We start from the raw sequence: 21,922 nt of genomic DNA on the forward strand, positions 1-21,922 counted from the left end.
TCCCGATGACGATCTCTCGCCGTACCGTGCTGACCGGCGCGCTCCTCACCGGCGCCGCGACCGCGCTGCCGATCTCCAACGCTCACGCCACGGTCCGAGCCGACCCCGTCGACGGTTCTACGCTGCCTTCCTTCGGCGCGGCGTGCCTGACGGCTGCGGTGGTGGCGATGGCTGTACACGACGGGCATGCGTACGTGATCACTCGCGGCATCGTGCCGCCCAAGCTGGTCGAGATCGACCTCACCAGCCGTCAGGTGACGAGGACGATCGATCTCCCGGTCGGTGAAGGGGGCTGGGGCATCACGGTTGCCGCCGGCAAGATCTACGTCGGGCTGTATCCGGTCGCGGACGTCTATTGCTTCGACCCGATGAGCGCTCAGCTGACTCGGGTCGGCAGCCTGGCCGGAGCCGGTGGTTTCGTCTGGGACATGACGACCGCGCCGGACGGTCAGGTCTTCGCGGTCAGCTACCCCAACGGCACCGTCTGGCAGATCGACCCTGCCACCAACGCCCTGACCCGACTGGGCGCGCCGGTGACAGGTGCACAGTACGGACGGTACGTCGGCGCAGCGGGAGACTTCGTCTACGCCGGGATCTACACGCCATCCCAACTTGCCGGCTACGACCGGACCGCGAAGACCTTCCGCGATCTCACCCCGGCGGAGTTGAGCGGCCGGAACTTCGGTCCGTTCGCCGCGACGGCGGACCGGATCTACGCGGGTGCATCCGGTGCGCTGGTGAGCATGGCGCCGGACGGCAGCGACGTTCGCATCGTCCCGCTACCGGATGGCGAGAGCAGTGTCGATGCGATCGCGGTCAGTCCGGGCGGTACGGCGTACCTGACGACTCGTCGGTCGGGGACGGTGTGGTCCTGTGGCCCGACAGACACGACGCTGACCGCGGTCGGCACGCCTGCGCCCGCCGACGAGCATCGCCGGCTCGTGCTGCTCGATCCGACCACACTGCTCGGCTCGACCGGATCCGGCGTGCTCTGGTGGCTCAACCTCTCGACAGGCTCCTTCGAGCTGCTCGATCCCGTCGACGCCGGCTTCACCCCCGCGCCGGACAAGCCGCAGTCGATCGAGCTCGGCAACCCGCATCTGTACGTCGGCGGCCACTGGGTCGTCACCGAACACGCGATCGGCACCGGCACCACCCGCCGGATCCGCGTGCCGGGCGAGGCCAAGACCCTGACCTGGGTGAACGACGAGCTGTACTCCGCGATCTACCCGAGCACGGAGGTGGTTCGCATCAACCCGCGGACCAAGGAAGTCCACAGCCTCGGCATCATCGGCCACGACCAGATCCGGCCCTGGCAGGCGGCGTACGACGAGAAGACCAAGCTGCTCGCGATCGCCTCCGCACCAGGCACCGGGAAGCTCACCGGCGCGCTGACCCTGCTCGACACCACGACCGGCGCGCTCGACGTGTATTACGGCGTCCTGCCGGATCAGAGCATCATGTCGGTCTCGATCGTCGACGGTATCGCGTACCTCGGCGGCGACGTCGTCGGCGGTGGCGGGATCACCCCGACCCGTACGGCGGCCGCGATCGGCGCGTTCGACCTGAGCCGGCGGACGCTGCTGTGGAGAGCCGATCCGCTGGCCGGTGAACGGTCGATCCAGAGCGTCGCGGTCAAGGACGGCATTCTGTATGGCGTCCTGAAGCGGACGAGCGGGGGTTGGTTCACGTACAACCTGCGGACGCGCGCGGTCACCCGTGGGACGAACAAGCTGTCCGGCTACGGTGAGATCTATACCGACCGCACCGGCGTCTATTGTGAAACGAACTTCGGCGGGAACCTGTATCAGCTCGGTCCGGGTCTCACCGAGGCGAAACTGCTGGTGAACAAGCTCGGCGACGGGTGGTACACGGTGCCACAACTGTCGCCGGTCCGCGGCGGAGTACCGCACAGCGTGTGGGGCCTCGCCGACCGTGATCTCGTCCAGCTACCGTTGCCGTGAGCAACTTAATCGACCTGGGGACTGTTTCGATGGACCAGACACTCGCCCGCGACGGCGGCACCCCGGTGCGTTCCGCCCCGCTGCCGACGGTGATGGACGCCTCCGGCCGGCGCTTCGGCGACGAGGAGGTGAAGGCCGTCGAGCGAGTGCTCCGCAGCGGCATGCTGTCGGCCACCTGGGGCGCCGAGGTTCCGGCGCTCGAGCAGGAGTTCGCGGAGCTCCTGGGCGCCGGGCACGCAGTCGCCTGCAGTTCCGGTACGGCGGCTCTGCACCTTGCCGTCGCCGCGGTAGACCCGGAGCCGGGTGACGAGATCATCACCACGCCGATCAGCGATATGGGCACGGTGTTCCCGATCCTGATGCAGAACGCCGTACCGGTGTTCGCCGACGTGGACCCGATCACCGGCAACCTCGATCCGGCCGCGGTCGCCGCCGCCATCACGCCACGGACCAAGGCCGTGATGGCGGTCCACCTGTTCGGCAAGCCGGCACCGATCGTCGAGTTGCGGGAGCTGTGCGACCAGCACGGGATCATGCTGATCGAGGACTGCGCCCAGGCCTACCTCGCGCCGGTCGGTGACACGTTGGTCGGCCGGATCGGGCACGTCGGCTGTTTCAGCTTGCAGCAGACCAAGCACATCAGCGCCGGCGATGGCGGGCTGGTCGTCACCGAGGACGCGGCGCTGGCTCGGCGGATGCGGCTGTTCGCCGACAAGGGCTGGCCGCGAGCCACCAACGAGCGGAACTACCTCTTCCTCGCGCTCAACTACCGCATGACCGAGCTGGTCGGCGCGGTCACCCGTGCGCAGCTGACGCGTCTGGCCGGCGTGGTCGCAGATCGTCGTACGGCGGCCGCCCGAGGCTCCGCTGGGATCGCGGACTTGGCGGGGATCACGCCACCACCGGACTCCGGCGATCACGTGTACTGGCAGTACCCGCTGATCCTTGATCCTGCGGTTGCCGGCGACCTGCACGAGTGGGCGACCGCGCTCACCGCCGAGGGGGTGCCTGCGAACGGTGGTTATCTGACCAGCCCGCTGTACGGCGCACCGGCGTTACGGGATCGGCTGACGTACGGCGGCTCGCACTTCCCGTTGCAGGATGTCGAATATCCAGAAGGCCTGTGCCCGAACGCCGAGGAGCTGATCAGTCACCGGCTGCTCGTGCTCCCGTGGAACGAGAACTATACATCGGAGGACGTGGACGACATCGTCACCGCGATCCGCAAGGTCCACGCCGCCCTGTCTAAGGTGTCTTGATGAACGACGTACCCGTGTTGCTGGATTGCGACGTACTGGTCGGCCATGACGTGACGACGGGGCGATGGAGCCGGCCCGATGCGGTCCGGGACGTGATGAAGGCGACCGGGATCTCGGGTGGCGTGGTGTCGTCGCTGCGGGCGACGTACTTCGACGTACCGAGTGGGAACGACGAAGCGATGGAGGTTGCTGAAGGCAACGGGTGGACGGTGTGCCCGGTGCTGGATCTGCGCGATCCACTCGGTGCTGAGCGGGAGCTCGATCGCCTGCTGTCCGGGTCGGAGCCGCCGCGGGCGATGCGGTTGGCGCCGACGTCGCAGGGGGTCGCGCCGAGTTTCCCGGCGTTCGAGCATGTCGTGCGGTTGCTGGTGGATGCGGGACTGACGATCTTCACGGAGGGCGACGTACGGAAGGTGGGTCCGGCGTTCCGGGGGCTCGGGGCGCGGGTCGTGTTCCTCGACACGCACTTCTACTACCTCGGCGACTTCGTCATCCTGGCGCGAGGTGAAGCTGGCTTCCACACCTCGACGCGGATGCTGACCGGGCCTGATTCCTTGGAGATCGTCGCTTCGGAGGTCGGTGCCGAGCGATTGGTGCTCGGCTGCCGCACGCCGTTCCACGAGACTCAGGCAGTGGTCCGCCGTCTCCTCACCTCCAAACTCACCCCGGCCGAGACAGCCCTCACCGGCAGCCACAACCTCACGCGTCTCCTGGAGCAAGCATGATCATCGACGTGCACGCGCACTGGGGGCCGTGGTTCTTCTCCATGGATGTCGGCAGTGTGGCCGTGAACAGTGAGCTGCTGGACCGGTTCGGGATCGATATCCAACTGGTGTCAGCGATCGAGGCCATCGTGTACGACGCCCCGGCCGGCAACCGATCCCTGGCCGCCCAACTCCCGGCCGACCCGCGGTTGCGCGGCATGCTCGTGGTCGACCCGCGCCGGCTGGACGAGGCGCGGACCGACCTCACCGAGTTGCTCGCCGGCGACGGCCGCTCCCGATGGGTCGGCGCGAAGATCCACACCGAGTACAGCAGGACGCCGATCGACTCACCCGGTATGCAGGCCGCCATCGAACTCACCACCGAGTTCGGCTTGCCCACCTTGGTGCACACCTGGGGTGAGAACGTGCTCGACCTCGCCGACGTCGCAGCCCGCGTGCCAGGTGCCCGGGTGATCGCCGGTCACATGGGGGCGAACGGCTGGCCGCTCGTCCCCGAGGCCGCGAGCCGCAGCGACCGCATCTGGTTCGAGCCCTGCTGGTCCGCGCCCGAAGCCGGCCGGATCCGCTGGATCCTGGACCGCATCGGCCCGTCCCGCCTGATGTTCGGCACCGACGCCACCCTGATCGACCCCTCGGTCGCGCTGGGCACCTTCGAAGCCGCCAACCTCACCCCCGCCGAACACGAAGCCATCATGTCCCGCAACGCCACAGAGCTCTTCGCGCTGTGAACTACTTCTGGTAGTGGCAGGAGGCGGCGAACCTCACCAGCGTGGGCATGTCCCAGCCCGCACCCTGTACTACTGAGCGACCACCCGGCGCGGTTGCATCAGTTTGGCGCGAGGAAGACCACGATGTCGGTCTCCGGGCCGCGCACCGGCGGCTCCACCCAGCCGACCCGGCGGTAGAAGGCGATCGTGTCGTGCGCCTGGTTCCAGGTCAGTAGCCACGCTCGCGGGTGTTCCCGCACCGCCGCCTCCAGCAACCGTCGCCCGAGGCTGGTCCCACGTGCACTCTTCAGTACGCCGAGCTCGTCGATCTCGAAGGCGCCGACCAGCAGCTCCTCCGCCTGCTCGGCCCCGAGCCGCGCGAGCACGCTCCCGTACGAGCGATCCGTCCGGAACGGCGCCGGCGTCGTCCACCCGGTCACGAACCCCGCGATCGCCCCGTCGGCCGACCGCTCCACCAGCGCCCGGAACCCGTCCCGGTGCGCATCCCCCTCGAGCCGCCTCCGAAAGGCGATCCGAGTCTCGTCCGGATCCCGATGCTCCCACGGCGGCGCCGTGAACACCTCGACGTACGCCTCGGTCAACTCGTCGGCGATCCCCAGCACGTCAACCCCATAACTGTCCACCCGCCGAACTTACCCCGTGCGACCCGTTCGCAGGTGCGGGTTTTTCGCCGTACGACTGAGGGAAATCGTTTCCTCCAACGACACCCAATGATTGCCGGGAGCGCGTCGGATGGATTCTCATGCGGCGCCTGCTTGCCTTCTCCGGATTGGTCCTCCTCCTGTTCACAGTGGGAGCCGCGACCGCGTCCGCCCACGTGATCGCGTCCACCGGTTACTCCACGGTTCGCCAGACGGGCAGCCAGGTGACGTATCAGCTCAGCCTCGAGTACGCCGTACTCGCGAGGGCCGTCGATCTCGGCGTACCGGCAACCGACGACGGGCAGCGCGCGCAGGCACTCGACGCGGCCAAGCCCAAGCTCGAGGAGTATCTCCACGATCGCGTCGTCGTCTCCCTCGACGGCGCCGCATGCGAGCCCGCACTGGAGAGCACCTCCGTCAGCCAACGCGCCGAGAAACCGTACGCCGACCTGAGTTTGATCTACTCCTGTCCCGGTGATCGCGGCAGATTCCAGCTGCGGTACGACGTCTTCGCCGAGGCCGAGGCGGTCGCGGACGATCACACCAACGTGGTCGAGTACAGCTTCGGCGACGAGTCCGGCCGGACCGTCTTCGACCGGTCGCGGCACGACTTCACCGTCGGCGACAACACGCTGGCCTCGTCCAGCCTGCAGTTCGGGAAGATGGGCGTCGAGCACATCCTGCTCGGGCTGGATCATGTGCTGTTCGTGGTCGCCCTCATCCTCGGCGCGACCACGTTCCGGAGCCTGCTGCAGGTCGTCTCGATGTTCACCGTGGCGCACAGCGTCACGCTCGTCTCCACCCTGCTGGGCGGGATCTCAGTGCCGGCGGTGATCGTCGAACCGCTGATCGCGCTGTCGATCGCCTTCGTCGCGGTCGAGAACCTGCTCGGCTCCACCCGCCACCGGCTGCCGGTGGTCTTCGGATTCGGTCTTCTGCACGGTCTCGGCTTCGCCGGGTCGCTGCGGATCACCGATCAGGTCAGTCCGGAACTGCTCGTCTCGCTGCTGAGCTTCAACCTCGGCATCGAGGCGGGTCAGGCGATGCTGCTGGTCGCCGTCTTCCCGCTGGTCCTGCTGATCCGCCGGAGCCGCCTCGCGGTCCCGGCGGTGCGTACGGCGACCGGGGTCGTCGCCGCCTTCGGCCTCTTCTGGTTCGTAGAAAGGTTCTTCCTCGCATGATCCGCCTGACCCGAAGCGATCCCCCGGCCACCAGCCGGTGGCACAGGATTCTGTACGGCGTGACCGGTGGCCTGACCGCGTTGGTGATCGGGGTGCCGCTCAGCGGTGTCATCGCCGACGCCGTCGACGGCCCGAGCGCCACCATCTCCGGCACGGTCTTCGAGGACCGTGACAACAACGACCGGCTCGACGCCGGTGAGCCGGTGCTGCCCGGTGTCAGCGTGTCCGACGGACAGCAGCTCGTCGTGACCGACGCGCAGGGCCGCTACACCCTGACGACCGACGTCGAGCGCCGGGACGTCGACCTGGTCTTCGTCACCCAGCCGGCCGGCTACTCGGTCGGCACCGATGCCAACATGACCGCGAAGTTCTACCGGAACCTCGGTCAGCTCGCCACCGGCGACGCGAAGCAGGTCGACTTCGGCCTGCGCAAGGACAAGCAGTCCGAGGACGGCGGGTTCACCTTCGGCAATGTCGCCGACCCGCACGTCAACGCCCAGCTGGCCGAGCAGATCACCGAGATCAACACGACCCGGCAGCACCTCGCCTTCATCCAGGTCAGCGGCGACCTGACGAACAACGCGACCGACGCGGAGTTCGAGTTCTACAAGGCCGGCACCGCGCACTCGAAGGTGCCGGTCTGGCCGGCCGTCGGCAACCACGAGTACTCGGCGGGGTCGACGTACAAGGCCCGGATCAACAACTACCGCAAGCACGTCGGCCCGGAGTGGTACTCCTTCGACTACAGCGACCGGCATTTCCTGGTGCTGGAGAACAACGGCGCCGCCCCGTTCGCCGAGCAACTCGAGTGGGTCAAGGCCGACCTCGCCCAGAACGTCAAGACGGGCAAGCACCTGGTCGTGCTCGCTCACCAGCCGATGAACGTCCCGTTCGGCTCGCCGTCGGTGTACGACGAGTACGGCAAGCTGCTCGAGCAGTACGGCGCCGAGCTGATGCTGGTCGGCCACGAGCACTCGAACGACGTGGAGCCGCGGAGCGACTTCGCCGGCACCGCGAAACACGTGCAGACCGTGTCGAGCTCGTACACGATCGACAACTCGCCGCGCGGGTTCCGGTTCGTCAACATGGACAACAAGGCCTTCGACAACCCGTTCCGCCTGTACGGCGCCGAGAAGGACCTCACGATCGTCAGCCCGGCCCCTGGTACGTCGGTCCCGCTCGACCGCTTCCCGGGGATCCAGGTGAACGCCTACGACACCAGCGACGCACCCAAGCAGGTCCGCTACCGGATCGACAACGGCAGCTGGCTACCGCTCCACTCCACCGGTGACTTCACCTGGTACGGCGCCCTGCCTGGTCTCACCCGGGCAGGCAAGCACACCGTCACCGTGGAAGCCACCGACCAGAGCGGAGCCACCTGGCAGCGCACGTCGACCTTCACCCTGACCAACGAGAAGGCGATCGCGCCGATCGCGGGCGCGAACTGGTCCCAGCACCACGGCGACGCCACTCACAGCGGTGTCTCGGCCGATGCCATCGCAGCGGGTCAGCGACTCGCCTGGTCGTACCGCACCGAGGGCACCTTCCTCACCGGCTCCCCCGCGATCGTCGACGGTGTCGTGTACGCCGGTACGCGGGACGAGAACGGTGACGGAAACAGCGCCGTCCACGCGGTCTCGCTCGCGACGGGCAAGAAGTTGTGGAGTTACGCCGTACCGTCGTCCGTGCACGGCAGCGTCGCCGTGTCCGACGGGCTCGTCTACGTCCCGACGTTGCGCGGCACGCTGTTCGCGGTGGACGCCAAGACCGGTCAGCTCGAGTGGCGGAACGACCCGGGTCCGGCGCCGGAGGGCAACAACCAGCGCACCTACGGGTACTACGGCGTGACGGTTGCCGACGGCAAGGTCTTGTATCCGTACCAGACCCGCCACGGTGAGGCGAGCCGCGGTCTACTCGTCGCGCTCGACGCCAAGACGGGCACGCGAATCTGGGCGGCGCCGATGAGCGGCGCGACCATGAGCGACGGCACTCCGGTCGTCTCCGACGGTCACGTGTACGTCGGCAACGAGACCGCCGACCGGGTGATCTCGTACAACCTCCAGACCGGCGCGCAGGAATGGATCGGCGAGGCTGCCCTCGGCGGCTGGCAGGACGGCATCCCGTCGGCCGCGGACGGCCGGGTCTTCATCGGCTCGGGCAACGGCATCATCGCTCGCAACGGCACCACCGGCGCGACGCTGTGGAGCTACCGCAGTTCCTGGCCGTCGTTGGTCAACGGCAACGCCACTCCGGCGGCGCCCGCGATCAAGGGCGACGTGGTCTACATGGGCTTCCCGAGTGGTGAGGTGGCCGCGCTCAACGCGGGCACAGGTGCCGTTATCTGGAAGCGACTGTTGCCAGGCCAGCAGTACCGCGGTGGGTCGTTCACTTCGCCCGCGCTGAGCGGCAACACGCTCTTCGTCGGCTCCAACGGCGGCAGCTTCTACGCCCTCGACGCGCGGACCGGTCAGCCGCTCTGGCAGCAGGACATTGGCACCTGGGTCTCGGCGGGGCCTGCGGTCAGCGGCAACACGGTCGTGGTCGGTGCACTCGACGGCAACCTGTACGCCTTCACTCCCGGAGGTGTCGCGGCCAAGCCGTGGCCGGTCGTGTCCGGCAAGGTGACCAAGAAGGCCACCGGCGAGCCGCTCGCCTCGACCGCGGTCACGCTCGTCCAGAACGGTACGGCGATCGCCTCCACGTCGACCGACACGGCCGGCAACTACCGGCTCGGTCTGGAGAAGGGAGCCGGCTCGTACACCGTCCAGTCCGCGCAACTCGGCTACGCGACGGCCGCACGCGACATCACGGTCGGCGACACCGGAGCGTCGGGGATCGACCTCGAGATCTCCCCGGTCGCCGTCGACGCGAGTATCGGCAAGCGGCTGCTGAGCGGCCTGGTCGAAGGCGGTCCCGACGACGTGGTGATCGAGAACAGGAAGCTGGCTCTCTCGGTCGCCAAAGTCTACAACGACCCGCAGCTCAACCAGTCGACCACTGGCAAGGTGCTGGACATGGCGATCACCGGCCAGCCCGACCAGCTCGACTGGATCAACCTGCCCTACGTGAGTACGGCGGAACCGCTCGGCGGCAACTCGTGGCAACAGTTGCAGACCCGATCGAACGACGTACAGATCGTCGAGAACACCGGTGAGAAGGCGGTCGTCCGGGTCACCGGCACCTCGGCGGAGCACCCGGGGTTGAAGATCGTCACGACATACACCGCGACACCGGACGAGCAGTTCGTCACCGCCGCGACGACCTTCACCAACGACTCCGGTACGGCGCTGTCGGTATGGGCCGGTGATGCCATGGACCACGACGGCACCGGCTCACGCTCGGCCGTGTCCGGCTACCCGGTGATCACCAGTGGTGGTCCGTTCAGCCAGGTACCGGACGCCAAGCGGTGGATCGGCCAGTCGGGCACCGGCCCGGACAACCAGACCTACGGCCTGGTCTACTCCACCGACAGCGGCGCCTTCACCGGCTACTCCCAGAGCAACTTCACCATGAGCAAGTTCAAGCTCGACCTGCCCGCGGGCGGGAACCACACCATCACCCGGCGCATCGTTGCAGCCAGCAACGGAGGCGCCGCCGACAAGTTCGCCGTACTGAACCAGTTCGCCTTCTGACCTGACCCGTTGCGTCCGAAGATCCGTGGCCTATAGCGCTCGGATCTTCGGACGCTAGCGAATTTTGTTAGCGTTGCGTGTGGCCAGGCGGGAGGAGTTGCGGGCTCGGCGGGCGGCGGTGTCGCCGGGTGAGGTGGGGCTGCCGGACGTCGGGAGGCGGCGTACGCCGGGACTTCGGCGGGAAGAGGTCGCGTGGTGCCCGCCGGGCGCATCGGGACCGCCGAGGACGTCGCCGGCGCCGTCGCCTTCCTCGCCTCCGACGAGGCGTCCTACATCGACGGCCAGGACCTGATCATCGACGGCGGCCTGGTCACCGCCGGCGCCCCAGTCTGATCAAGGCGGCAGGCGTCGTCTGACGCGGATCGCTCGACCGCCGGCGGGTCCGGCCGCTCTCACTCGGTCGGACGGCCGCCGGCAGCCCTCAGGCGGCGGTTACCCGGTTGTGACGGGCGATGGATCGGCGGCGATGGTCTCCAGTTCGGTGCGGAACTGCGGCAGCATCCAGCGCAGCGGCTGGTCCACGACGCGGCCGATGGTGGCCTCGTCGACATGCAGCAGATCGGCGATGCGCGTCAAGGCGTCCGGCTCGTCGACCGCGGCGTAGAGCAGATGGACCACCTCGTGCCGGTGCGCGAACACCGCCAGCGCCGCGGCCGCCAATCCGGGATCGATCTCCGGCGGACTCGTGATTTCCCCGTGAACAGTCACGACATCACAACCTGACAGAACACCGATCGGTTACGGACCAGAGCCCTTTCAGCCTGGCAGCCAGCCCACCTTCCCGATCAGGTACGTCGCCCCGACCAGGGCGCCGATGTCGATCAGGGTGTGGGCCACGACCAGCGGCATCACCCGGCCCCAGCGCCGGTAGAGGTAGCAGAAGATCACGCCCATGATCACGTTGCCGAAGAACCCGCCGAGCCCCTGGTACAGGTGATACGACCCGCGCAGCAGCGAGCTGGCCGCCGTACTGCGGCCGACCGACCACCCAAGTTGGTCCAGCCGCCGGTTGAGGTAGGCCAGCACGATGACTTCCTCGAGTACGGCGTTCTGGGCCGCGACCGCGATCAGGATCGGGATCCGCCACCAGGTGTCGGGCAGCCGGGCCGGGTCGACGGTCAGGTTCGCCCCGGTGGCGTAGGCGGCCAAGTAGAAGGCCAGCCCGGCCCCACCGATGGCCGCGGCAACCGCCGTCCCTCGCCCGAGGTCGCGGAGGCGATCCCGAAGATCGAACCCGAGCGTCCGCATGGTCTCGCCGCCGCGGGCCAGGAAGTGTGCGACCAACGCGACCGGCACGAGCGCTGTCACCACCGCGAACAGCTGCCAGGTCAGGTCCAGCCACGGCCGTCCCGGCGCGCGCGACCCGACGATGATCGCGGTCTGACCACTGATCGGCTTCGCCGAGGTGAGCACCCCGGTGAACGAGATGATCGCCGACACCCCGGACGCCCCGAGCGACAACGCCAGGACCAGCCAGACCTCCTTCGTCAGCACCCGCCGGTCGGCCACCAGAGCCGCCGGTTCGGCGGCCTCATCCGCGGATCTCGTCATGCGTCAACTATCCCGCGCCCGCCAACCCGCGCCGTGCTCTCCCGGACGACGAGGTGCGGGACGAGGGAGATCATCTCGCTCGCGTTGGCAGGGGATGGTGGGCCGAGGAGGGTCCCGATCGCCGCCTCGGCGAGCCGGTCGATCGGGAACGCGACCGTGGTCAGGGCCGGGTGCGCCTCGCCTGCCGGGCTGATGTCGTCGATCCCGATGACCGACAGATCCCCCGGGACCCGTCGGCCGAGCGCGGCCGCCGCCTGCAGGACGCCGAGCGCTAGCAGGTCGTGAGTCGCGATCATCGCGGTCACGTCCGGGTGGTCGGACAGGATCCGGGTCGCGGCCTCGAAGCCGCCGAACTGCGACTTGGCCGGTGTCGGCCCGATCCGCGCCGGGCGGATCGCGATCGAGCCCTCGGCCAGCGCGCGCTGAGCACCCCAGAGCCGCACCTCGTGCGCGGGGAACTCGCCGACCACCGCGATCTCCCGATGACCGAGATCCCGCAGGTGCGCACCGGCCAGGTAACCGGCCTGGCCGTGGTCGAAGGTCACCACTGGGGTCGCGTCCGGGATCGTGGTCTCGGATCCGCACAGCACGAACGGCAGGCCGAGCTGCCGGACCAAATCCAGATGGCGGCTGACGTTGCCGTCGTCGAACAGGATCAGCCCGTCGATGTAGCGCCGCTTGAGAGTCACCAGCTGCCGCGAAGCGCGGTCCGGGTCGCCGTCCGTCGTACACAGGGCGATGCCGTAGCCGTCGGTCTCCAGACCGCGTTCGAGGCGGGTGATCAGCTCGGTGTAGAACGGGTTCGCCAGCGTCGGCACGACCAGGCCGATCATCATCGTCTGCCCGGTGGCCAGGCCGCGGGCGAGCAGGCTCGGGGTGTACCCGAGGTCGGCGATCGCCTGCTCGACCCTGGCCCGGGTGTCCGCCTTCACCACCGGGCGCTGGTTGATGACGTTCGACACGGTCTGCTTGGTGACTCCGGCCCGGAGCGCGACGTCCTTGATCGTGACCACTCGGCAGCTCCCCTCGACGACCGGTCCAATGATCTGCCCTCGATACCCTCGAACACCAGCATTCGAACGATCGAATCGCCCCGAAATTTTCGGTCGGAGACGGGCTGTTGACCGGTCCAAAGCCGCCCGGCAGGGTGACGCCATGCTGCTGAACCGTCGCACCTTGCTGATCGCCACCGGCGGCTCGATCGCCGCCGCGCACCTCTCCCCCGCCGCAGCCGCCACCTCCACCACTAGCAGCGCGACCGGGGCACCCTTCGCCCACCCCGGCCTGCTCCACTCGGCCGAGGATCTGGACCGCATGCGGACCGCCGTCGCCGCGCAGCAGTCACCCGTGTACGACGGCTTCCGCGCCCTCGCCGCGCACGCCAGATCGTCGTACGCCTATGTGGTCCGCAACGCGGGGCACATCACCTCATGGGGTCGCGGTCCGGCGAACTTCATGGCCGAGGCAGTCAGCGACTCGTGCGCCGCGTACCAGAACGCGCTGATGTGGGCCGTCACCGGCGACGTCCGGCACGCCGACAAGGCCCGCGACATCCTGAACGCCTGGTCCGCGAGCCTCGAGGCAATCACCGGCGCGGACGGCCAACTGGGTTCGGGCCTGCAGGGCTTCAAGTTCGTCAACGCCGCCGAACTCCTCCTCCACAGCGGGTACGACGGCTGGGCACCGGCCGACCTCGATCGCTGCCGGGACTCGTTCCGCAAGGTCTGGTACCGCTCCTTCGCCGGTACGGCGCTCTTTGCCAACGGCAACTGGGATGTCGCCGCACTGCAGGCGATCATCGGCATCGCGGTGTTCTGCGACGACCGAGTGATGTTCGAGGACGCGGTCCGGTACGCGGTCGCCGGCGCGGGCAACGGCCGCATCGAACACATCGTGGTCGAGGCGAGCGGCCAGGGCCAAGAGAGCGGACGCAGCCAGGCCTATGCCCAACTGGCCATCGGGCTGCTCGCCAACACGGCCGCGGTTGCATGGACTCAAGGCGTCGACCTCTTCGGTCACCTCGACAACCGCATTCTGAAGGGCTTCGAGTACACCGCTCGCTACAACCTCGGCAACGACACCGTCCCGTTCGTCACCGACCTCGATCGCACCGGCAAATACCTCAAGACAGCCATTGCCACCGGCAACCGCGGGCAGTTCCAGCCGATCTACGAGCTTGCCTACGGCCACTATGTCGGTCGTCGTGGCCTGCAAGCGCCGTACCTGGAGCAAGTCGTCGCCCGAGGCATCGAAGGCACGAACGACGACCACCCGGGCTTCGGCACCCTGACCCATCGCGGCGCGACGTCGGGCCCCGCCACGCTTCCCGGAATCCCCTCCGGCCTCACCGCGCGGTTCGAAGCGGCCGGCGTCGTCCTGACCTGGGTCCGATCCGTCAACGCCACGAGCTACACCGTGAAGCTGGACTCCACCACGATCGCGACCGGCGTCACGGCAACGACGTACACGGACAGTACGGCGAAGCAGCCGGGCCGCACGTATCACTACACGGTCGAGGCAATCGGCACCGTCGGCACCAGCGCGGAGTCGCTGCCGGTCACGACCCAGAGATCGCCCTGGGCAAGTAAAGACATCGGGTCGATCCGCGCCGGGCGAACAGACTTCGACGGTCAAACCCTGGTCGTCGAAGCCGCCGGCACGGACCTCAGCGAGGGCTTCCGTTTCGTCTACTACCCGCTGTTCGGCGACGGCACGGTCGTCGCTCGCCTCGTCCACCCGGTGAGTTCGCAGTACGCGACCCTCGGCGTGATGATGCGGCAGACGCTGAACCCCGACTCCGCCCACGCGTCCATGCTCCTCAAAGGACTCCCCCTCCACACCTGGAGCGGAGTATGGACGGTCCGACCGACTACCGGCGCGCCGACCACAGGCATCGGCAGCACCCTCGTGCCGCCGACACAGCAGCAGGCCATCACGGTCAACGCAGGCTTCCCGATCTCCAACCTCGGCGCGCTCCCCGAGTCCGCGACCCCACTCTCCGCGCCGTACGTCGAAGCAGCCAGCGACGGCTACCGTCTGCGCCGCCCGTACTGGGTCCGCATCGTCCGCAAGGGCACCACGTTCACCGGCTCGATCTCCCCCGACGGCAAGACCTGGACCGAGGTCGGCTCGTCCAAGCTCCACCTCGGCCCCCAGCTGTACGTCGGCATCGCCGTCTGCGGGAGCCTCGGCGACCGCGAGACAACCACGGCGGCCTTCGACAACCTCGGCATCTCGAGACCAGCCGCACCTGTTGGACCGCTGACGGCGAAGAGTACGACGAGCGCGGTCGAGCTCGCCTGGACCGACCTGGACGCCAACGCCACCTACACCGTCCGCCGCAGTTCGGGCGGTCCGTTCCAGGTGATCGCGGCGGACGTCTCCGGCTTCGGCGTGGAGACCCGCTATCGCGACGCGACCGGCGTACCGGGCACGACGTACAGCTATGTCGTCGCGAAGACCAACGGCCCCTACTCGCAGCCGACCAGCGCCCGAATGCCCACGAAGCCCGAGTCCGTGATCACCAGTGCCACCACCGCGTACGCCAACGTCGGCACCCGCTTCGATTATCGAATCGCCGCCACCAACGACCCGGCGACCTTCCAGGCAACCGGCCTCCCCAGCGGTCTCACTATCGACCGAAGCACCGGTGTCATCTCCGGAAATCCTGCTGAGCAAGGGGTTTTCACCATCCAGCTCGAGGCGGCGACAGCCACGGCCGACCTCACGCTGACCGTCGGCGCGCCACCTCCCGAGCCGTGGACCTACCGCGACATCGGCGACTACGTCCTGGACGAGCGCCAGCTCGCCACCTACAGCGCGGTCGCCATCCGCACCCCCGGCATCACCAGCTACGACGCCGGCCGCTTCACCGTCCGCGGCGCCGGCGCCGACCTGAACGTCATCAATCAAGGCATGACGGCCCAGTACGCCTCCCAGCTCGTGACCGGCGACCGCACCATCACCGCCCGCGTCTTGAGCACCGACACCGGCGGCCGGATCGGCCTGATCATGACCAAGTCCCTGTCACCGTTCGACCAGTCGGCCGGCCTGATCCTGACCGGCGACAAACAGCAGTTCGTACGACGCTTGCGAGTGGCAACCGGTCTCGTCACCACCGAAACCGTCGGCACAGCGACGTGGCTACGTCTCCACCGGATCGGCGAGACCTTCAGCGCCGAGCTCTCCGACGACGGCCAGACCTGGACCCCACTCGGTGACCCCGTCCCCATCCCCGGCTTCGGCAATGCGCCGTACCACGCCGGCCTCGCGGTCGTGTCCCGCAACCCCTTTGCCCTCAACACCACCGTTTTCGACCACGTGTCGATCGCCTGACCCCAAGGAGCCCCTTATGACCATGTCAGTCACCCGCCGCACGACCCTCAAGGCGGCCGGTGCCGCCCTCGTGGGAGCCGCCTCCGGCGTGCTCGGCGCCGGTCGGGCCGCTGCCGGGGAGCAGACCGCGGTCGGGAGCACCGTCGTCACCTATCCGATCCCGTCCGGCGTGCCGACCAACACCGCCTTCACCGTGAAGGTCCGCCCGGTCGGCGGCACGTGGGAAACGCTTGACGTCTACCTGGCCAAGCTGCCCCTGATCGACCCCCTGAACGGCCGCAACACCGCCCAGAACTCCTCGATGGCGTACTTCGACTTCTCCGGCACCGTCGAGGTCGAGGTCACCTACACCAAGGGAGCCTTCGAGAAGGCCCGCATCCGTCCCGACTCCTACGGCATCACGCCGGAGGTGCTGGGCAGCACCCTGCGCTTCACCCTCGACCGGCCCCGCGGTCTCGTCATCCAGCTCGACGACAAGATCTTCGACTGCCTGCACCTGTTCGCCAACCCCATCGAGACGGAGCGGCCCGACGAGAACGACCCGAAGGTCATCTACTTCGGCCCCGGCGTCCACACCCACCCCGACCGTACGCTGAAGGTCTCCAGCGGCCAGACCGTCTACCTCGCCGGCGGGGCGGTCCTCACCTCCAACGTCATCTTCGAGGGCGTGGAGAACGCCCGCCTCATCGGGCGCGGCGTGATCTACAACGCCACGGGCGGCGCGATCTACGTCCACGACTCCCAGAACGTCCAGGTCGAGGGCATCACGGTGCTCAACCCCCGGTACAACACGATCACGGTCGCCGAGTCGGAGAACGTCACCATCAAGAGCCTGCGCTCCTTCAGCCACCTGGGCTGGGGTGACGGCATCGACATCTTCTGCTCCGAGAACGTCACCATCGACGACGTCTTCATGCGCAACTCCGACGACTGCATCGCCATCTACACCCACCGCTGGGACTACTACGGCGACACCCGGAACATCACCGTCAGGAACTCCACCCTCTGGGCCGATGTCGCCCACCCGATCAACATCGGCACGCACGGCAACCCCGACCCCAACGCCCCCGAGGTACTGGAGAACCTGCGCTTCGAGAACATCGACATCCTCGACCACCGCGAGCCGCAGCTGCTGTACCAGGGCTGCATCGCCATCAACCCCGGCGACGGCAACCTCGTGCGGGACGTGAAGGTCGACGGCATGCGCGTGGAGGACATCCGCTGGGGCCAGCTCATCCACATGCGGGTCACCTTCAACCCCAAGTGGAACACCGCGCCCGGCCGGGGCATCGAGTCCGTCTACATCAAGGACCTCTCCTACACCGGCACGCACGCCGACATGTCCATCATGCTCGGTCTCGACGCAGAACACCTCGTCAAGGACGTCACCTTCGAGAACCTCGTGGTCAACGGCCGGGTCATCCGCGACAGCGGCGGCAAGCCCAGCTGGTATCTGGCCGCCGACGGCGTGCCGATGTTCGTCAACGACCACGTCCGCAACCTGCGCTTCCTCACCACGGCGGAGGCAGCAGCCCGATGACCCCGCTCACCAGAGCCTCGTTCTCACCGTTTCCTCGCGCACCGCTCCACCGCCCGAAGGAGAAGGACATGAAGGAGATCAATCGACGTACGCTGCTCAAAGCCGCCGGAGGTGTGGCCGCTGCCGGAGCAGCGGCCGCCGCCGGCGTCACCGCGCTCGGTCCGGCCGCGGAAGCCGCACCGGCCACGTTCACCCATCCAGGCGGGCTGCACATCTGGGGCGACCTGAACCGCGCCAAGGTTCGGGTCGCCGCAGGCGACGACCCCTGGCTGTCCGGCTACAACAAGCTGATCGCCAACGGGCACGCGCAGTCGACCTGGCAGCCGAACCCGCAGGCCACCATCATCCGCGGCGGCACCGGGCAGAACTACGGCATCCTCTACAACGACATCCACGCCGCGTACCAGAACGCCTTGCGCTGGTGGATCACCGGCTCCACCGCGCACGGCGACTGTGCCCGCAACATCCTCAACGCCTGGTCGGGCACGCTCACCAGCATCGGCGGTAACGCAGACCGGTTCCTGGCGGCCGGCCTCTACGGATACCAGTTCGCAAACGTGGCCGAGCTCATGCGCGGCTACTCCGGGTTCGACCTCAACCGGTTCAAGACGATGATGCTGAACGTCTTCTACCCGATGAACAACTCGTTCCTGATCAACCACAACGACGCGTGTATCACCAACTACTGGGCCAACTGGGATCTGTGCAATATGAACTCGATCCTGGCCATCGCCATCCTCTGTGACGACGGGCCGAAGTACGACCAGGCGGTCAACTACTTCAAGACCGGAGCCGGCAACGGCTCGATCAAGCACGCCGTACCGTTCGTCTACGACTCCGAGGGCCTGGCGCAGTGGCAGGAGTCCGGCCGCGACCAGGGCCACACGGTGATGGGCATCGGACAGATGGGCGCGTTCTGTGAGATGGCCTGGAACCAGGGCGAGGATCTGTACGGCTACGACAACAACCGGTTCATGAAGGCGGCGCAGTACGTCGCGAAGTACAACCTCGGCCAGGACGTGCCGTTCACCAAGTACACCTGGGGCACCGGCCAGAGCTGCGCCTATCAGGAGCACACGGTGATCTCCAGCGCCAGCCGCGGTCAGCTGCGACCGGTCTGGGAGATCCTGCACTTCCACTACACCCGGCGGAAGGGCCTGTCGGTGCCGTACATCTCCCAGATGGCCGCGCTGGTCCGGCCCGAAGGAGGCGGCGGCGACTACGGCTCGACCAGCGGCGGCTTCGACCAGACCGGCTTCGGCACCGTCATGTACGCGAAGTAGGTCCCAGCAACGCCAGCAGGTGATCCAGCACGTCGGCCGGCTCGGTGTCCAGGCGGAACTGTGACTGGACCTGCAGCCCGTCGGACAGGGCGATCAGCAGGGTGGCGATCTTCTCCGGATCGGCCGCCGTGCTGATCGCTCCGTCCGCTTGCCGGGCCCGAACTCCCTCGGCCAACGTCTCCCGCAGCCGCTGATAACGCTCCACGAAGTACGCGTGCGCACCATGCTGCGGATCCCCTGCCTCGGCCGAGAACGTCGAGTACAACTGGACCAGGCCGGGAACGTCGGTGTTGTGCCGCACGATCGCGGTCAGCTTGTTGATCACGTCCGGCTCAGTCTTCAGACGCGCGGTGTCGGCTTCGTCGCGGGCCCGCAGGACTGCCTCGAACAGCTTCTCCTTCGAGCCGAAGTAGTGCAGCAGACCCGCCTCACTCAGCCCGACCGCAGCGGCCAGCTCCCGCGTCGACGTCTTGCGGTAGCCCTGGCGGGCGATCACTTCGAGCGCCTTGGTCAGGATCTCCTCGCGCTTGGCGATCCCTTTCGCGTACGGACCTCTGGTCGTGGCCATATTTCAAAACCTAGCATCACTCGGTTTTCGCGCGTAGAGTGACACGCATGAGCCCGACGCCTCCTGATTTCGAAGAACTCCTCGGCCGCCTCACCCTCGAGGAGAAGGTCCGGATTCTGACCGGCCATGACTTCTGGTCGACCTATCCGCTTCCCGGGGTCGGGCTGCGGTCGATGGTCCTGTCCGACGGTCCGAGCGGTGTCCGCGGTCCGGTATGGGACGAGCGCGACCCGTCGCTCAACCTCCCGTCCGCGACCGCGCTCTCGTCGTCCTGGGACCTCGACATCGCCCATCGGTACGGCGTCGTGTCCGCACTCGAAGCGCGTCGCAAGGGTGTGGACGTCGTACTCGGCCCGACGATCAACCTGCATCGGTCGCCGCTCGGTGGGCGACACTTCGAGGCGTTCAGCGAGGACCCGGTGCTGACCGCCGAGCTCGCCGCCGCATACGTGGCCGGCGTACAGGAGCTCGGTGTCGGCGCGACGCCGAAGCACTACGTCGCCAACGACTTCGAGACCGAGCGCTTCACCGCCAACGTGGTGGTGAGCGACCGTGCGTTGCGCGAGGTGTACCTGCTCGCGTTCGAGAAGGCGGTCATCGAGTCCAAGGCGTGGCTGGTGATGAGTGCGTACAACTCGATCAACGGCGCGACCGCTTCGGAAAACGAACTGCTCGAGACCCCGCTGAACAGTGAGTGGGGTTTCGACGGCGTCGTCGTCAGCGACTGGACCGCCGTACGCAGCCTGGAGAGTGCCAAGCACTCGCAGGACCTGGCGATGCCAGGCCCGGCCGGGGCGTGGGGGGACGCCCTGGTCGAGGCTGTCCGGTCTGGTGAGATCAAAGAGGACGCGATCGACCGGAAGGTACTGCGGCTGCTCAGCTTGGCTGCCCGGGTCGGGGCACTCGAAGGGTTCGAGAAGCCGACCGACGTCCCGGACATCGACGGTGTGGCGTTCGCGCGCTCCGCGGCGGCCGAGGGTTCGGTTCTGGTACGCAACGAAGGCGAGCTGCCCTGGCAGGCTTCGGCGCTGCAGCGGGTGGCGGTGATCGGGCACAACGCGCGTGATGCGCGGACGCAGGGTGGCGGTAGTGCGACCGTCATCCCGACGGCTGTGGTCTCCCCGCTCGACGGACTCCGCGCGGCTCTCCCCGATGCCGAGGTCACCTACTCGATCGGCACGGTCGTCCAGGACGGTGTCGCCGAGCTGCCGCCGGGCACGATGACGAACCCGGTCACCGGTCAGCCGGGTGCCCGGGTGCGGTTCCTTGCTGCGGATGGCGCCGAGCTGTTCGCCGAGGACCGCTTCTCCAGTGCGCTGGTGTATCTGGGCGGGGACGCACCGATCGAATCCACCTCGGTCTTCGAGTTCCAGACGACGTACACCCCGGTCGAATCCGGCTCGATCCTGCTCGGCTTCGCCTCGGTCGGCCGCGGCCGGATCTTTGCCGACGGCAAGCTTCTGCGTGAGGAAGTCGCCGTACCGATGGGCGCGGATCTCGGCGCCGCCTTGCTGTCTCCGCCGTCCACCTCGGCCCCGCTCGAGGTGACCGCCGGGCAGCCTGTCGACGTACGGGTCGAGCTGGAGCTGCCGACCCGCGAGGGCGGTCTCAGCAACGCACTCGGCATCACCGTCGGCGTCGAGCCGGACCCGTCGGACCCACAGGCGTTGATCGACGAGGCGGTCGCGGCGGCGCGTGCTGCCGAGGTCGCGGTCGTTGTCGTCGGCACCAACTCCAAGGTCGAGTCCGAAGGCTACGACCGCAGCAGCCTCGCGCTCCCCGGTCTGCAGGACGACCTGGTCCGCGCCGTCGTGGCGGCGAACCCTCGCACGGTCGTGGTGGTCAACGCCGGTTCGCCTGTGCTGATGCCGTGGCGTGACGACGTGGCCGCCGTACTGCTGACGTACTTTGGCGGGCAGGAGTACGGCAACGCGCTGGCCGACGTACTGCTCGGCGTGGTCGAGCCCGGAGGTCGCCTCCCGACCACGTGGCCGCGCGAGCAGGCCGACGTACCGGTTATCGACGTCACCCCACGCGACGGCGAGGTCCGGTACGACGAGGGCATCCACATCGGCTACCGCGCCTGGCTCCGCGCCGGCGCCGAGCCCGCCTACGAGTTCGGCCACGGCCTCGGCTACACGACTTGGTCCCTGTCCGACCTGCGTGGCTCCGCGACGACTGCCTCGGTGACCGTCCAGAACACCGGCGAGCGGTCCGGCAAGCACGTCGTCCAGGTGTACGCCGAACGTCCGGGGAGCACCGTGGACCGCCCAACCCGCTGGCTCGCCGGCTTCACCGTCGTACGCCTCGCCCCCGGCGAGTCCCGCGACGTCACGATCCCCCTCCACCAACACACCTTCAACCACTGGGACAACGGCTGGACAACCGAACCAGGCGACTTCACCCTCCGAGCGGGCTCGTCCGTCGCACAGTTGCCGCTCTCGACCCGCGTCCGCCTCCCCTAGCCGGTTCGCGGCGGGTCGGCTGCCCACCCGCCGCGAACCAATCCAGCTGC

16 protein-coding genes are annotated in these 21,922 nt (G+C 68.1%); 11 read left to right on the forward strand and 5 right to left on the reverse strand.

What is annotated here, in order from left to right; translation table 11 throughout:
* Positions 1-5 precede the first annotated feature (5 nt).
* Genes V9K99_RS27340 through V9K99_RS27355 form a run of 4 tightly spaced genes read left to right on the forward strand, consistent with a single transcriptional unit; the run spans position 6 to position 4,676 of the window.
* A complete protein-coding gene (locus tag V9K99_RS27340) occupies positions 6-1,964 on the forward strand; it encodes a hypothetical protein (protein WP_337006565.1) in 1,959 nt (652 codons plus the stop codon).
* A 29-nt stretch (positions 1,965-1,993) separates the two neighbouring features.
* The gene (locus V9K99_RS27345; RefSeq protein WP_337006567.1) at positions 1,994-3,223 is read left to right on the forward strand and encodes a DegT/DnrJ/EryC1/StrS family aminotransferase; all 1,230 of its coding nucleotides are present in this window, start codon (positions 1,994-1,996) and stop codon (positions 3,221-3,223) included.
* Positions 3,223-3,948, forward strand: coding sequence for a hypothetical protein (locus tag V9K99_RS27350; protein ID WP_337006569.1), 726 nt, complete (start codon positions 3,223-3,225; stop codon positions 3,946-3,948). Before V9K99_RS27345 ends, V9K99_RS27350 begins: the two co-directional genes overlap by 1 nt.
* Complete coding sequence (locus V9K99_RS27355) at positions 3,945-4,676, forward strand: amidohydrolase family protein (RefSeq protein ID WP_337006571.1); 732 nt, start codon at positions 3,945-3,947, stop codon at positions 4,674-4,676. Before V9K99_RS27350 ends, V9K99_RS27355 begins: the two co-directional genes overlap by 4 nt.
* A 98-nt stretch (positions 4,677-4,774) precedes the next feature.
* Here V9K99_RS27355 and V9K99_RS27360 read toward each other — a convergent pair whose 3' ends face one another.
* On the reverse strand, positions 4,775-5,299 hold the full coding sequence (locus V9K99_RS27360; RefSeq protein WP_337006573.1) for a GNAT family N-acetyltransferase: 525 nt from the start codon (positions 5,297-5,299) through the stop codon (positions 4,775-4,777).
* Positions 5,300-5,418: 119 nt separating this feature from the next.
* Between V9K99_RS27360 and V9K99_RS27365 the strand changes: the two genes are divergently transcribed.
* The 3 genes from V9K99_RS27365 to V9K99_RS27380 all read left to right on the forward strand — a co-directional run bounded on the left by V9K99_RS27365 (position 5,419) and on the right by V9K99_RS27380 (position 10,463).
* Complete coding sequence (locus V9K99_RS27365) at positions 5,419-6,498, forward strand: HupE/UreJ family protein (RefSeq protein WP_337006575.1); 1,080 nt, start codon at positions 5,419-5,421, stop codon at positions 6,496-6,498.
* Positions 6,495-10,130: an outer membrane protein assembly factor BamB family protein gene (locus tag V9K99_RS27370; protein WP_337006577.1), complete on the forward strand. Its 3,636-nt coding sequence runs from the start codon at positions 6,495-6,497 to the stop codon at positions 10,128-10,130. Before V9K99_RS27365 ends, V9K99_RS27370 begins: the two co-directional genes overlap by 4 nt.
* Before the next feature lie 195 nt (positions 10,131-10,325).
* Positions 10,326-10,463 carry an SDR family oxidoreductase gene (locus V9K99_RS27380; protein ID WP_337006579.1) on the forward strand — a complete coding sequence of 46 codons (138 nt, stop codon included), beginning with the start codon at positions 10,326-10,328 and terminating at the stop codon, positions 10,461-10,463.
* A gap of 99 nt (positions 10,464-10,562) precedes the next feature.
* Here V9K99_RS27380 and V9K99_RS27385 read toward each other — a convergent pair whose 3' ends face one another.
* The 3 genes from V9K99_RS27385 to V9K99_RS27395 are packed head-to-tail and all read right to left on the reverse strand — an operon-like array spanning position 10,563 to position 12,694.
* Complete coding sequence (locus V9K99_RS27385) at positions 10,563-10,838, reverse strand: hypothetical protein (RefSeq protein WP_337006581.1); 276 nt, start codon at positions 10,836-10,838, stop codon at positions 10,563-10,565.
* A 48-nt stretch (positions 10,839-10,886) separates the two neighbouring features.
* A complete protein-coding gene (locus V9K99_RS27390; RefSeq protein ID WP_337006583.1) occupies positions 10,887-11,681 on the reverse strand; it encodes a CPBP family intramembrane glutamic endopeptidase in 795 nt (264 codons plus the stop codon).
* Entirely contained in the window at positions 11,678-12,694 is a 1,017-nt protein-coding gene (locus V9K99_RS27395; RefSeq protein ID WP_337006584.1) for a LacI family DNA-binding transcriptional regulator, read from the reverse strand. The genes V9K99_RS27390 and V9K99_RS27395 overlap by 4 nt, the downstream gene beginning before the upstream one ends.
* 142 nt (positions 12,695-12,836) lie before the next feature.
* On the opposite strand from V9K99_RS27395, the gene V9K99_RS27400 reads away from it, so the two are divergent.
* The 3 genes from V9K99_RS27400 to V9K99_RS27410 all read left to right on the forward strand — a co-directional run bounded on the left by V9K99_RS27400 (position 12,837) and on the right by V9K99_RS27410 (position 18,839).
* The gene (locus V9K99_RS27400; protein WP_337006586.1) at positions 12,837-16,016 is read left to right on the forward strand and encodes an alginate lyase family protein; all 3,180 of its coding nucleotides are present in this window, start codon (positions 12,837-12,839) and stop codon (positions 16,014-16,016) included.
* 16 nt (positions 16,017-16,032) lie between these two features.
* Positions 16,033-17,556, forward strand: coding sequence for a glycosyl hydrolase family 28 protein (locus V9K99_RS27405; RefSeq protein WP_337006588.1), 1,524 nt, complete (start codon positions 16,033-16,035; stop codon positions 17,554-17,556).
* Between the two features lie 68 nt (positions 17,557-17,624).
* Positions 17,625-18,839, forward strand: a complete 1,215-nt coding sequence (locus V9K99_RS27410) for an alginate lyase family protein (RefSeq protein WP_337006590.1) — start codon at positions 17,625-17,627, stop codon at positions 18,837-18,839.
* Here V9K99_RS27410 and V9K99_RS27415 read toward each other — a convergent pair.
* The gene (locus V9K99_RS27415) at positions 18,823-19,407 is read right to left on the reverse strand and encodes a TetR/AcrR family transcriptional regulator (protein WP_337006592.1); all 585 of its coding nucleotides are present in this window, start codon (positions 19,405-19,407) and stop codon (positions 18,823-18,825) included. The genes V9K99_RS27410 and V9K99_RS27415 overlap by 17 nt on opposite strands.
* Before the next feature lie 47 nt (positions 19,408-19,454).
* On the opposite strand from V9K99_RS27415, the gene V9K99_RS27420 reads away from it, so the two are divergent.
* On the forward strand, positions 19,455-21,872 hold the full coding sequence (locus V9K99_RS27420) for a glycoside hydrolase family 3 protein (protein WP_337006594.1): 2,418 nt from the start codon (positions 19,455-19,457) through the stop codon (positions 21,870-21,872).
* Positions 21,873-21,922 lie beyond the last annotated feature (50 nt).

Source organism: Kribbella sp. CCNWLW201 (assembly GCF_037203805.1).
In the GTDB taxonomy this organism is placed as follows: domain Bacteria; phylum Actinomycetota; class Actinomycetes; order Propionibacteriales; family Kribbellaceae; genus Kribbella.